At 69.0% G+C, this 12672-nt stretch carries 10 protein-coding genes; 3 read left to right on the top strand and 7 right to left on the bottom strand.

Features of this window, described 5'->3' with window-relative positions; translation table 11 throughout:
* Positions 1-182: 182 nt before the first annotated feature.
* A complete protein-coding gene (locus ABZX61_RS01305; protein WP_355190535.1) occupies positions 183-950 on the top strand; it encodes a 3-oxoacyl-ACP reductase family protein in 768 nt (255 codons plus the stop codon).
* On the opposite strand, the gene ABZX61_RS01300 is transcribed toward ABZX61_RS01305, so the two are convergent.
* The 6 genes from ABZX61_RS01300 to ABZX61_RS01275 form a co-directional block, all read right to left on the bottom strand.
* Positions 951-1415 carry a hypothetical protein gene (locus ABZX61_RS01300; RefSeq protein WP_355190533.1) on the bottom strand — a complete coding sequence of 155 codons (465 nt, stop codon included), beginning with the start codon at positions 1413-1415 and terminating at the stop codon, positions 951-953. It lies immediately after the preceding gene.
* Between the two features lie 113 nt (positions 1416-1528).
* Entirely contained in the window at positions 1529-4408 is a 2880-nt protein-coding gene (locus ABZX61_RS01295; protein WP_355190532.1) for a glycoside hydrolase family 3 C-terminal domain-containing protein, read from the bottom strand.
* A 13-nt stretch (positions 4409-4421) separates the two neighbouring features.
* Positions 4422-5243, bottom strand: a complete 822-nt coding sequence (locus ABZX61_RS01290; RefSeq protein WP_355190530.1) for a carbohydrate ABC transporter permease — start codon at positions 5241-5243, stop codon at positions 4422-4424.
* Positions 5240-6103, bottom strand: a complete 864-nt coding sequence (locus tag ABZX61_RS01285; RefSeq protein WP_350731352.1) for a sugar ABC transporter permease — start codon at positions 6101-6103, stop codon at positions 5240-5242. Before ABZX61_RS01285 ends, ABZX61_RS01290 begins: the two co-directional genes overlap by 4 nt.
* Entirely contained in the window at positions 6104-7411 is a 1308-nt protein-coding gene (locus ABZX61_RS01280) for an extracellular solute-binding protein (protein WP_355190528.1), read from the bottom strand.
* 17 nt (positions 7412-7428) lie between these two features.
* Positions 7429-9717, bottom strand: coding sequence for a TIM-barrel domain-containing protein (locus ABZX61_RS01275; RefSeq protein WP_355190526.1), 2289 nt, complete (start codon positions 9715-9717; stop codon positions 7429-7431).
* Positions 9718-9910: 193 nt separating this feature from the next.
* Here ABZX61_RS01275 and ABZX61_RS01270 point away from each other — a divergent pair, with 193 nt between their 5' ends.
* Positions 9911-10792, top strand: a complete 882-nt coding sequence (locus ABZX61_RS01270; protein ID WP_355190524.1) for an SDR family NAD(P)-dependent oxidoreductase — start codon at positions 9911-9913, stop codon at positions 10790-10792.
* Positions 10789-11685 carry an RNA polymerase sigma-70 factor gene (locus tag ABZX61_RS01265; protein WP_355190522.1) on the top strand — a complete coding sequence of 299 codons (897 nt, stop codon included), beginning with the start codon at positions 10789-10791 and terminating at the stop codon, positions 11683-11685. The genes ABZX61_RS01270 and ABZX61_RS01265 overlap by 4 nt, the downstream gene beginning before the upstream one ends.
* 46 nt (positions 11686-11731) lie before the next feature.
* Here ABZX61_RS01265 and ABZX61_RS01260 read toward each other — a convergent pair whose 3' ends face one another.
* The gene (locus tag ABZX61_RS01260) at positions 11732-12553 is read right to left on the bottom strand and encodes an NmrA family NAD(P)-binding protein (RefSeq protein WP_355190520.1); all 822 of its coding nucleotides are present in this window, start codon (positions 12551-12553) and stop codon (positions 11732-11734) included.
* Positions 12554-12672 lie beyond the last annotated feature (119 nt).

The following is a 12672-nucleotide window of genomic DNA, read 5'->3' as shown; positions in this document are numbered from 1 at the left end:
GGCTCTCCCTTTCCAGGCACGCCAGCAGGCGCCCCAAAGGCTTCAGATGACCGCCATGCACGAGCAGAGTGCAGGGACCCTGACCGTCACCGCGCCTTCGCGCATGAGCTACTCAAGAAGGCTCACACACGGGCGCGCTGACGGTCAATAGTTTGGACACACAACGAATTAAGGACGGCAGCATGGAGTTTCCCAAATTCCGGGTCGACGGAAAGGTCGCCCTGGTCACAGGGGCGGCCAGGGGCCTCGGGCGGGCCATCTCGCTGGCGCTGGCCAACGCCGGGGCCGACGTCGCCATCGGCCTGCGGGACATCGGCGAGGACGGCGGCCTGGCCGGCGAGATCACCGGGCTGGGGCGCGCCGCGCTCCCCCTCCAGATGGACATGACAGTCCCCGGCCAGATCTCCCGGGCGGTGGAGGAGACGCTCGACCGGTTCGGGCGGATCGACATCCTGGTCAACAACGCCGGCATCGCCCCGGGCAACCCCGCCGAGGACGTCACGGAGGAGGACTTCGACCGGACGCTCGCGGTCAACCTGAAGGGCACCTTCCTGGCCGGCCAGGCCGTGGGCCGGGCCATGATCCGGCAGGGGTACGGCAGGATCGTGAACGTCGGATCCCAGGCCGGCGAGGTCGCCCTGCCCGGCGAGTCCGTCTATTGCATGACGAAGGCGGCCATCGCCCACCTGACCCGCTGCCTGGCGGTCGAGTGGGGCCCGCACGGCATCACCGTCAACAACGTGGCCCCGACCTTCATCCACACCCCGGGGACCGAGCAGGCCCTGTCCGACCCGGCGTTCGAGGCGGACGTGGTCGAGCGGATCGCGGCGCTACACCGCATCGGCGAGCCCATGGACGTGGCCGGCGCGGTGCTGTTCCTGGTCTCGCCCGCCGCCTCCCTGGTCACGGGGCACACGCTGGTGGTCGACGGAGGGTGGACCGTCCGATGATCACACGCGGCTGAGCTCGCGGCCGCGTGCGGCGGCCCAGAGCGCGATCGCGATGTAGAGGACCTGCTCGGGGATCCGCTCCCAGAGCGGGGTCACGTCCTGGCCGGCGAGGGCGGCGAACACGTTGGCCGGCAGCAGGCCCACGAAGAGCAGCGCCAGGCAGATCCCGGCGGCCCTGCGGGTCCTTTCGAGCACGAGCCCGACCGCGCCGGCCAGCTCCAGCACGCCGGTCAGATAGACCACGAGGACCGGGAACGGCACGAACGGCGGCACCATGGCCACCATGTCGGCCCGGTTGGGCATGAACGTCACGCCCTCCGGGACGAAATGCGCGCTGGCCGTCATCACCAGCATGACCGCCAGCCCGTGGGCGGCACTGACCCTCCAGGTGGCGAACCTGGCCACACCCAGCGCGCCCAGCAGCCGGAACGCCAGCGTGGCGACCAGCAGAACGATCACGATCACCGGAGCCTCCATTGGATAGTCGAATTATCTAGGCAATAGATAGCACAACTATCCAAACAAGGCAAGAGGTGTTCCGCGGCGGCCATGACCATGCTCATGGCCGCCACGAAACGTCATCGGGCGAGCGCGAAGTCCTTGATCCGCAGGTCACCCTTGAACACGAGGTACAGGCTCCCGCTGCCCGCCTTGACCGTGGCGGTCGCCGTACCCCACTGATAGACGCCGCCCGTGGCGGGCACCTGGACGGTGCCCAGCAGGGCGCCGGTCGGCGAGCCGGAGCGCAGCTCCAGCGAGCCGCCGCTCACCGAGGACACGCCGGCCGTGAACTTGGAGCCGAAGGAGGCGCCGGTGAAGGAGATCCAGTCCCCCGCCGACCCCTCCACGGCCTCGCCGCCGGCCTTGGTCTCGTCCGCGAACGCCACGCCCGCGTAGTCGTCGAAGTCCATCGCCCGCGTGGTCTTCGCCAGGTCACGCACGGGGACGGTCTCGCCGGAGACCCGCAGCGCGGTGGACTGGCGGATCCGGTCGGACGCCGAGCCGACGAGGACGTCGTGGGTGGCGCTCTCCACGGCCCACTTGCCCCGGGTGTAGTCCCAGACCGCCAGGTCGGACTTCTTCAGGGTGAAGGTCACCGTACGGGTCTCGCCCGGGTTCAGCGTGACCCGCTGGAAGGCGCGCAGCTGCTTGACCGGCTGCTTGAAGCGGGATTCGCGCTGGTGGGTGTAGAGCTGAACCACCTCGTCGCCCTTGACCTTGCCGGTGTTGGTGACCTTGACGCTCACCTTGTCGCCCTGGACGGTCAGGCCCTGGTAGCCGAACGTGGTGTAGCTCAGGCCGTGCCCGAACGCGTAGAGCGGCTTGCCCTTTCCGTACAGGTACGTCATCCCGGTCTTGGCCAGGTCGTAGTTGTAGATGTCCGGCAGGCTGTCGCCGGCGGGCCAGGTCTGGGTGAGTCGGCCGGCCGGGTTGACGGCGCCGAAGAGCACGTCGGCGACGGCGTGGCCGGTCTCCGCGCCCGCGTGGGTGGTCCACAGCAGGTTCGGGGCGTCCACGACGACCGGGTAGCTGGTCTCCAGGACGACGACGGTGCGCGGGTTCGCCTTGCGCACGGCCTCGATCAGCCGCCGCTGCCCGGCGCCGAGCTGCAGGTTGGCGCGGTCGTGGACCTCGCGCCCGGCCACGAACGGGTGGCTGCCCACCACCACGACCGCGACCTCGGCCTTGGCGGCCTGCGCTGCGGCCGCGGCGACGCCGTCCGAGACGACCTCCTTGCCGAACTTGGCGGCCTGCGCCTTGGGCGCCAGGCCGAGCGTGCCGTCGGCGGCGACGGTCACGTACGGGTCGGGCAGGCCGTACCAGCCCTCGGCGGTCTCGTAGCCGGCGTACCTGATCAGGTAGCTGCCGTCCGCCTGCGTTTCGAGGGCGAACTGCTGCTGGACATACCAGCCGTCGGGGTCGGCGTCGTCGGTGTCGAGCGAGCGCCAGTCGCCGCCGAGCAGCTTGCCGTTGCCGGCGTTGCGCAGCGTGGACACGCCGCCGGTCCAGTCGGTCAGGTCCCACTGGGAGGCCGCGGTCGGCGCCGTGTCGATCAGGGCGGCGTTGTCGTCGGCCCCGGTGCCGGTGGCGGTGAGGTACTTGCCGGAGGCGAGGTGCTTGAGCGCGATCCGCTCCAGGCCCGCGCCGGTGCTGACGTCCCCGACGCGCTCCTTGATCCCGTCCACCGGCGTGACCTGGTACGGCGCCTTGCCCCCGTACCAGTCGCGGTAGAGCGTCCCGGCCAGCGGGCCGACCACGGCCGCCGACTTCGGCGCCTTGAACGGCAGAGCGCCGGAGTTCCGCAGCAGCACCGCGGCCCTGCCGGCGGCCTCCCGGTTGAGCTTCTGGTTGGCCGGGCTGTTGATCACGTCCTTGGTGATCTTCTTGTACGGCCCGCCGTCCGGGTCGAAGTGCCCCAGCCGCGTCCGGATGGTCAGCACGTTGCGCACGGCCCGGTCCACGTCGGCCTGGGTGATGAGCCCCTGGTTGAGCGCGGCCGTCAGGTGCTCGGCCAGCGGCCCGGCGTTGCTGTCGTCGATGGTGTAGCTGTCGAGCCCCGCCTTGAGCACCGCGGCGAACGCCTCGGGCTTGTTGTCGTAGTACTTCTCCGTCTCCGTGAGCGCGTACGGCCCCCAGGCGTCGCTGACGTTGTAGAGCGTCTTGTCCGTCCACGACCTGACCGTGGTGGCGAGGTCGGGGTTGACGTGGTTGGGCCGCCCGTTGACCAGGTTGTACGACGCCATGACCCCGGTCGCGGCGTTGGCCGAGATGGCCGCCTTGAACGCCTGCTCGTAGTACTCGTGCTTGAGCTTCGGCGTCAGGTTGGAGGAGCTGGTGCCGCGGTTGGTCTCGTTGTTGTAGGCCAGGAAGTGTTTCAGCACGGGCGCGGTCTTCAGGTAGACGGGGTCGTCACCCTGCAGGCCCTTGCCGTAGGCGGTGGAGATGGCCCCGGTCAGCAGCGGGTCCTCCGAGTAGCCCTCCTCGTTGCGGCCCGCCCGCGGGTCCCGCAGCAGGTCCACGACGGGAGCCCACACCTGCAGGCCCCACAGGACCGGGTCCGCGTCGTTGTAGCCGCGGACCTCGTCGCCGACCGCCGACCCGACCCGCTTGATCAGCTCGGGGTCCCACGTGCTGGCCAGCCCGACGGCCTGCGGGAACACGGTGCCACTGGCGAACTTCTGGCTCCAGCCGTCGTTGAGGTGGTTGGACCAGCCGACGCCGTGCAGCGCCTCGGTGCCGTTCTTGTGATACGCGATGCCCAGCCGCGGGATGGCCGCCTGCGACTGGTGCAGCAGGCCCAGCTTCTCCTGAAGCGTGAGCCGGCCGAGCAGGTCGTCGACCCGCTGCTCCACCGGCAGGGCCGGGTTCTGGAACGGGAGGCCGTCGGCCTGCGCGGGAGGTACGGCCAGCAGCGAGGCCGCCAGCGTGAGGGTGGCTAGTAACGGGATCTTTCGCATCAATGGTTCTCCATCACTTGATGGCGCCGACCGTCACACCTCGGGTCAGCGTGCGCTGGAAGATCAGGAAGAAGGCGACCGCCGGCAGGAGGCCGAGCAGCGCCGAGGCGCTGGACATCGTGGCGTCCATGTACTTCTCGCCCTGCAGCACGGCGAGCGCGACGGGCACCGTCTGGGTGTCGTTCGAGATCAGGAAGATCAGCGGCAGGAAGAACTCGTTCCAGGTCCAGATGAAGAAGAAGATCAGCAGCACGTTGAGGGTGGGTCTGCTGATCGGCACCACGATCTGCCACAGGGACCGCAGCCGCCCCGCGCCGTCGATCGCCGCCGCTTCCAGGATCTCCTTCGGGAACTGGCCCAGGACCGCGCTCAGCAGGTACGTGCCGAACGCCGCCTGGATCACCGTCATGACGATGATCACCGACAGTTGCGTGTCGTACAGCCCGACCGCCTTGGCCAGGTAGTACAGCGGGTAGGCCAGCGCCTCCTGCGGCAGCGTGTTGGCCACCAGGAACAGCACGAGGATCGACAGCCGGCCCTTCACCCTGCCGATGCCCAGCGCGTACGCGTTGAGCACCGACAGCACGACGGCGAGCACGGCCACGGACGCGCTGATCAGGAGGCTGTTCCAGAGTTTCGTGCCGAACTCCACCCGGTTCCAGAAGTCGACGAGCCCCTGGAGGTAGAGCCCGTCGGGCAGGCTCAGCGGCCCGTCGGAGCTGTACTCGGCCGGCGACTTGACCGCGTTGATCGCCACGATCGCGAACGGGAACACCATCACGACCGCCAGCACGACCAGCGCGAACAGCACCGCCCAGCGTCCCGGGCCCCTCATTCCGCACGCTCCTGGACCCGCAGGAACAGGAACGTCACCACGATGATGATCAGGGCCAGCACCGTGGCGATCGCGGAGCCGTACCCGACGTTGCTCTTCTGGAAGAAGTTCAGGTACGAGAAGTACGACGGCACCATCGTCGCGTTGCCGGGCCCTCCGCGGGTCAGCACGAAGATCGGCCCGAACACCTTGAGCGCGGCGATCGTGCACGTCAGCAGCACCACGAAGATCTCCGGCCGGATCTGCGGGATCGTGATGTGCCAGAACCTGCGCCACCACGAGGCCCCGTCGATCTCGGCCGCCTCGTAGTAGGCCGGGTCCACGCGCTGCAGGCCCGCCATGAAGATCACCACCGGGTAGCCGAGCTGGAACCAGACCATGACCGCCATGACCGTGGCCAGCGCCAGGTCGGGATCTCCGAGCCAGTCGAGGTCGAGGCCGAAGATCTGGTTGATCGCGCCGTACGACGGGTGCAGCATCCAGCCCCACACCACGCCGGCCACGGCCACCGGCAGCACCTGCGGCAGGTAGTACATGGCCCGCAGCGCCGAGGCCGTGCGCGGCCCGAACTTCTTGCCGATGTAGTCGAACAGGGCGGCCGCCAGCACGAGGCCGATCGCGGTCGGCACGATGGCCATGGCCACGATCAGGCCCACGTTGTGCTGGAACGACTGCCAGAACCGCTCGTCCTTCAGCAGCCTGGTGTAGTTGTCGAACCCGATCCATCTGGGCGTGCCCACCCCCGACCAGCGGGTGAAGCTCGCGCCCACGTTCATGAGGAACGGCACGACGATGACGACCAGGAACAGCAGCAGGCTGGGGGCCAGGTAGAGCCAGTACCCCCTCGTGCGAACTCTCATCTAATTACCGATGTCGGCGAGGTTGTCCTCGTACGGCTTGGCGATCTCGTCCAGCACCGCGGCCGGGGCCTTGCTGCCGTTGATGAGGTTCTGGACCCCGGCGACGAGGACGTCGTAGTAGCCGGGCGCGGGCCAGTCGGGGTAGAAGGCCAGGCCGTCCTGACTGGTGAGCTTGTTGAACGTCTCGATGAGCTCCTTGCTCTTCGCGTCGGTGATCGCGGCCGGGTCCGCGGCCACGGGGACGCCGCCGGAGTTGCCCAGGAGGTTCTGGATGTCCTTGCTCATCGTGATGTCGATGAAGTCGTAGGCCAGGTCCTTGTTCTCCGACTTCTCGGGCACGACCCAGATGTTGCCGCTGGAGCCCGGGGCCATCGTGGCGCCGGGGAAGAGGAAGTGGCCCCACTCGAACTTCTTGATCTCCGAGGCGAAGCGGCCGTACCACCAGCTACCGCTGATCATCATGGGGAACTTGCCGTTGATGAACGACACGCCCATGTCCTCGGCCTTGATCCCCGACGAGTTCTTGGCGATGTAGCCCTTCTTCACCCAGTCGGCGAACGTGTCGGCGCCGTAGGTGAACTCGGGACCGTGGAAGTCGACCTTGCCCTTGTAGGACTGGAAGGCGTCCAGCCACGGCTTCTGCGCCTTGGTCAGCGCGAGCTGGTAGAAGATCTGCTGGGCCGGGTACTCGGCGCCGGCCGTGGCGATGGGGGTCACCCCTGCCTTGACGAACGTGTCCATCGCGGCCGTGAACTGCTCGAACGTCGTCGGCACCTGGACCTTGTGCTTGTCGAACAGGGCCTTGTTGTAATAGACCATTACGAACTCGCCGTAGTTCGGCACGCCGTACCACTTGCCGGAGCCCATGACGCCGCGGTCGTCGTACTTGGCGGTGGTCTGCAGGCCGCCGGGCAGCAGCTTGTCCCAGCCGCGCTTGGCGGCCTCCTCGCTCAGGTCGGTGAGCAGCCCCTGCTTGGACAGCAGACCGGCGGTGGCGTTGCCCTTGTTGTACTCCATGATGTCGGGCGCCTCGTCGGAGTTGAGGACCATGCTCGCCGTCTTCTGGATCTGCTCGAAGCCCTTGGCCTCGAACTTGATCTTCACGTTCGGATGGGACGCCTCGAACTTCTTGATCGCCTCGGTCCACGCCTTGCCCATGGCGCTGTCGGCCGACTCGTAGTGCCAGAGTTTGAGAGTGCGCGGCTGACTGCTGCTCTGGGCGGACGGGGTCTCCGAGCCTCCCGAGCCGCACGCCGACAGAACCAGGACCGCGACGGCGAGCGCCGCCGCGGCTCTTGACTTCACCATGATCCCTCCAGGGGGTGTTACGAGATTTCGGCCCGCGCGGGAGCACCGGCCACCGGGGCTATCTCGATCCCGGTGACGCGCTTCGGGCCGGTGACGGCGACGCGCAGCACATCGCCGTCCCTGGTGGCGACGGCGACCGTCACGCCGTCCGCGTCGTGAATTTCCGCAGTCGCGTCGCCGCCCCCGAAGGCGACGAGGGTGATCTCGGCCGGCACGTCCACCGTGTCCCCTGGGTCGGTGACCACCGGGATGAGCGCGCCGTGCCGGACGAAGAGGGGGATCTGGTCGAGCGGCTTGCCGACCGTGACATAGCGGGAGCCTTCGAGCACCTCGCCCGTCCAGTAGTCGACCCACGTGCCGCGCGGCAGGTACACCTGGCGGGAGCCTTCGGGCGCGGTCATGGGGGCGACGAGCAGGTCCCGGCCGAGCAGGTACTGCAGGTCGGCCTGCCAGGCCACCGGGTCGTCCGGGTGGTCCACGCACAGGGCCCGCATCATGGGCGCGCCGGTGCGGGCCGCCTCGACGGCCGCCGTGTAGATGTAGGGCATCAGCCGGTAACGCAGCTTCAGCGCGCCGACGGCCTGCTCCTCGACGGCCGGGAACTCCCACGGCTCGCGGGTGGTCGTGCCGTGCAGGCGCAGCAGCGGGGAGAGCGCGCCGAACTGGGTCCAGCGCACGTACAGGTCGTCGGTGGGCCGGCCGGTGAAGCCGCCGGCGTCGTGGCTCCAGAACGGCACGCCGGACAGACCGTGTGCGAGGCCGCCCCTGATCGTGCTGCCCATGGCGGCGTAGCTGGTGTAGGTGTCGCCGCCCCACTGGGCGCTGTGGCGCTGGCCGCCGAGGTACGAGGAGCGGGCCCAGACCAGGTCGTGGCCGTGCACCTCGCGGGTCACGGCGGCGACGGCGTCGTTGAACAGCAGGGTGTAGACGTTGTGCAGGTCGGTGCCGCTCATGCCGTTGAAGGCCACGGAGTCGGCGGGCACGCCCTCGGCGAAGTCGGTCTTGAACGTGTCCACACCCTGGCGCAGGAGGTCGCGCAGCAGGCCCTGGAACCAGGCGACGGCCTGCGGGTTGGTGAGGTCCACGATCCCGCACGCCGGGAACGACCCGTGCCAGCAGTCGGCGACGTACGTCTCCCCCGCCCGATTCTTCAAGAAATATCCGGCATCAGATGCCTGCGCGAAGGCGGGGCTCAGGTGGGATATATACGGATTCATCCACAGGCAGACCCGGAACCCCATCCCCCTGAGCTCGGCCAGCATCGCGTCCGGGTCGGGGAAGTTCACGGGGTCCCACTGCAGGTCGGACCAGTGCCCGTCGCTCTGCCAGTAGGTGTCCAGGTGCAGCACGTCGCACGGGATGCCGCGCTCCCTGATCGTCCGCGCCCTGGCCAGCACCCGCTCCTGGCTGTCCACGCAGAACCCCGACGAGATCCACGTCCCGAACGCCCATTTCGGCGGCAGCGACGGGCGGCTGGTCAGCAGGTCGTAACGGTCCAGGACCTCCGGCGGCGTCGGCCCGGCGATCACGTAGTAGTCCATCACGTCGTCCGGAACGAGGATCTGCACGACGCTGTGCGTGGACTGGCACACGTCGAACTCCGTCGGGGCCCCGCTGTCGACGAGGACCCCGTAGCCCTTGCTGGAGACGTACAGGGGGATGTTCTTGTACGCGCGCTGCGACTCGGCGCCGAACGCGTCGAAGTTCCACATGAGCGGGCGCTGGCCGCGCTTGTCCAACCGTGTGAACGACTCCCCGAACCCGCTGAAGGCCTCGTCGGGCGCGGCGGCGAAGCTCTCGTGGTAGGCGACGGGGGCGCCGTTGACGCTGGAGCGGCCGAAGGGCAGCGTACGCAGCCGTCCGCTGATGTCGGTGTGCCCCCGATCCTGCTCGACCAGCGTCCTACCGGTCGCATCCGTGAACTTCAGGTGCCACGGCGCCAAGCTGATCTCGGCCCGCAGCGAGCCCGCGTCGATCACGATCGGCTCGCCTGGCACGACCCCGGCACGTGCCCCTGGATACGTGCCGGGGGTCACCAGGGAGATGGCCCCTTCCGAGCGCGGCCGGGCGGTCGCGTCCTCCGACAACCGCACCCGGATGACTCCCTCACCGGCCACTCCCACCTGGACGACCAGCGTCTCCTCCGCCGTGGTGACCGCTTTCACCATCACCTCGGCGCCGTCGGCCGCGACCAGCTCCGCGGCGGTCACCGCCGACAGACCACCCTCGCCTCGTCCGCGAACCGGAAGCTCGGGCGGGTCCGCGACGAAGTACTCGTGCGTGACCAATGGGGGGCGATAGGGCATGGAAGCTCCTTACAAACGGCTGCGCCAACTCGTGAGTTAGTTTGCTGTCCATACCAACAAACGTCAACGGTCCCGCCTCTCCGCATCCGCAAGTGAGGAGAGACGCGGATCACATCCGGCGGGTGTTACGTCTCTGGCGGACCGCGTGTCTTAGGGGTGGAACAGCGGACAGCGAAAGAACGGAAAGACAGTCATGAGCAAGGTCTGGTTCGTCACCGGTTCGTCGCGCGGCCTCGGCCGCAACTTCGTCGAGGCCGCCCTGTCGCGCGGCGACAAGGTGGCCGCGACCGCGCGGACCGGCGCAAGCCTCGACGAGCTGGTCGCCGCCCACGGCGACGCGGTGCTCCCGCTCGAGATGGACGTGACCGACAAGGCCGCCGTCTTCGAGAGCGTGAAGCGGGCGAAGGAGCACTTCGGCCGGCTGGACGTCATCGTGAACAACGCCGGCTACGCCCAGATCGGCGCCGTCGAGGAGCTGACCGAGCAGCAACTGCGCGACCAGATGGAGACGAACCTGTTCGGGGCGGTGTGGGTGGTCCAGGCCGCGCTGCCCTACCTGCGCGAGCAGCGCTCGGGGCACATCATCCAGCTGTCCTCGGCGGCCGGGGTCATCGCCATGCCGCTCGGCGGCGCGTACCACGCCTCCAAGTGGGCCCTCGAAGGCTTGAACGAAGCCCTCGCCGGCGAGGTGGCCGACTTCGGCGTCAAGGTGACCATCATCGAGCCCGGCGGCTTCGCCACCAGGTCCGGCAAGAACCCTGACCCGCTTGCCAACGGCTACATGGCCCGGACCGACCCGGCCTACGACGGTCTCCGTCAACGTCTCGGCGCGATCGCTGGAAAGCAGCCCGCCGGCGACCCGACCGCCGCGGCCCAGGCACTCCTCGAGCTCGTGGACTCCGACAACCCGCCCCTGCGGGTGCTCTTCGGCCAGGGCTTCTACCCGATGATCCAGCAGGCCTACGCCGACCGGCTCAGGACCTGGGCCGACTGGCAGAATCTTTCGGCGCGGGCGCACGGCGCGCCGGCCGTCGGCACCCAGCGGCCGGCCACGAAGGAGAAGGACGGCAGATGAGCGAGCACGCCACCAACCCGGCGACCGAGACCTTCCTCTCCTACCGCAATCTTCTCTTCACCGTCGCCTACGAGATGCTCGGCTCGGCGACCGACGCCGAGGACGTCCTTCAGGAAACCTGGCTGCGCTGGGTCAGGGCCGACCTGGATCAGGTGCACGACCGGCGCGCCTACCTGATCCGGATCACCACCCGGCAGGCGCTCAACCGCCTGCGCAGCATGAAGAGCCGCAAGGAGGCGTACGTCGGCCCCTGGCTGCCCGAGCCGCTGCTCACCGCGCCGGACGTGGCCGAGGACGTCGAGCTCGCCGAGAGTGTGTCGATGGCGCTCATGCTCGTCCTGGAGACGCTGTCGCCGACCGAGCGCGCCGTCTTCGTGCTGCGCGAGGCCTTCGATGTCGGCTACGAGGAGATCGCGGCCGCCGTCGGCAAGAGCCCCGCGGCCGTCCGCCAGATCGCCTATCGCGCCCGCCAGCACGTCGAGGCCCGCCGCCCGCGCGAGGCGGTCTCCCCGGACCAGACCCGGGCGGTCCTGGAGTCGTTCCGGCGCGCGCTCGAAGCCGGCGACCTGCAGGGCCTGCTGGACGTGCTCGCCCCCGAGGTCGTCCTGGTGAGCGACGGCGGCGGCGTCAGGCAGGCCGCGCCGCGGCCCATCGTCAGCGCCGGCAAGGTGGCCCGCTTCATCGTCGGTGGCCCCGGCAAGGCCGGCGTCGCGCTCACCGGTGAGCCCACCGTGGTCAACGGCAGCCCGGCACTCATTCTCCGCGTGGACGGCGAGATCGACGGCGTCGTCGCGATCGGTGTCGAGGACGGTCGCATCACCGGCCTCTACTACGTCCGCAACCCGCACAAGCTGACCCGCATCTCATCGGAGACCCCGCTCACCCTGCAATGACGCCCTCTTGTTCAATCTGTTCGCAGAGCTGACGCCTGCGCTGTCGTCAGGGCTTGAAGGCGGCCGCGTGTTCCTGCGCCCAGGTGGCGAACGTGCGGCCGGGCCGTCCGATCAGCCGCTGGAGGTCCGTGGTGAGCTCGGTCGGAACGCCGTCGTTCGCGCGCTGCCAGTCCAGCAGCGCGTCGGCGACGGGTCCGGACACGTAGTCGGCCATCTCCGTCTTCCACTCCTCGCGGGTGACGTTCCGGATGGCGATGTCCTGGCCGGTCACGCGGCCGAGGATGTCGATCTGCTCGGCGCAGGTGATCGACTCGGGGCCGGTCAGCGTGTACGCCCTGCCGCTCAGGGCGGGGTCGGCCAGGACGGCGGCGGCCGCTTCGGCGAGGTCGGCCTCATGGACGGGATCGTTGTAGGACCCCGGGTAGGGCAGGCTCACCGGGGCACCGCTCTTGGCGGGCCAGGACCAGGCCAGGGCGTTACCGGCGAAGGCGCCAGGACGCAGCAGCGTGCTCCGGACGGGGGCGGCGGTCAGGGCCCGCTCGACGTCGAGGTGGGGCTTGGCCAGCGGGTGGGTTTCGGCGTCCGGGGCGAGCACGGCGGACGACGAGAGCAACACGATGTGCTCCACTCCGGCGGTGACGGCCTCCTTCACGAAGGCGTCGACGTGCGAGGGCTCGGCGTACAGGAAGATCGAGCTGACGCCCGCGAGGACACCGGGGAAGGTGGCCGGGTCGGTGAGGTCGCAGGTGGCGATCGACGGGTCGGTCGGACGGCTTGAGGCGGGGCGGACGGGCAGGCCGCGCTGACGCAGGAGGGCGATGAGCTCGGTGGCCACGGCGCCGCGAGCGCCGGTAACAAGGATGGTCATATCAGACATGCCTTAGGATGTGAGCGTGACACAAAAAATGCATCACGCAAAATTTGTGTGACGCAAATAAATGTGAGGCATGGGACTGTCGGGTGTCAAACCGAGCCGAAACGCTGAAG

This window comes from Nonomuraea sp. NPDC003709, assembly GCF_040610775.1.
Classification (GTDB): domain Bacteria; phylum Actinomycetota; class Actinomycetes; order Streptosporangiales; family Streptosporangiaceae; genus Nonomuraea; species Nonomuraea angiospora_A.
This window is presented reverse-complemented; position numbering and strand designations above follow the sequence as displayed.

Bases quoted from the DNA above. Each gene is read 5' to 3' on its own strand.
- ABZX61_RS01305 (WP_355190535.1), top strand. From the start codon at position 183: ATGGAGTTTCCCAAATTCCGGGTCGACGGAAAGGTCGCCCTGGTCACA.
- ABZX61_RS01295 (WP_355190532.1), bottom strand. From the start codon at position 4,408: ATGCGAAAGATCCCGTTACTAGCCACCCTCACGCTGGCGGCCTCGCTG.
- ABZX61_RS01290 (WP_355190530.1), bottom strand. From the start codon at position 5,243: ATGAGGGGCCCGGGACGCTGGGCGGTGCTGTTCGCGCTGGTCGTGCTG.
- ABZX61_RS01285 (WP_350731352.1), bottom strand. From the start codon at position 6,103: ATGAGAGTTCGCACGAGGGGGTACTGGCTCTACCTGGCCCCCAGCCTG.
- ABZX61_RS01280 (WP_355190528.1), bottom strand. From the start codon at position 7,411: ATGGTGAAGTCAAGAGCCGCGGCGGCGCTCGCCGTCGCGGTCCTGGTT.
- ABZX61_RS01275 (WP_355190526.1), bottom strand. From the start codon at position 9,717: ATGCCCTATCGCCCCCCATTGGTCACGCACGAGTACTTCGTCGCGGAC.
- ABZX61_RS01270 (WP_355190524.1), top strand. From the start codon at position 9,911: ATGAGCAAGGTCTGGTTCGTCACCGGTTCGTCGCGCGGCCTCGGCCGC.
- ABZX61_RS01265 (WP_355190522.1), top strand. From the start codon at position 10,789: ATGAGCGAGCACGCCACCAACCCGGCGACCGAGACCTTCCTCTCCTAC.
- ABZX61_RS01260 (WP_355190520.1), bottom strand. From the start codon at position 12,553: ATGACCATCCTTGTTACCGGCGCTCGCGGCGCCGTGGCCACCGAGCTC.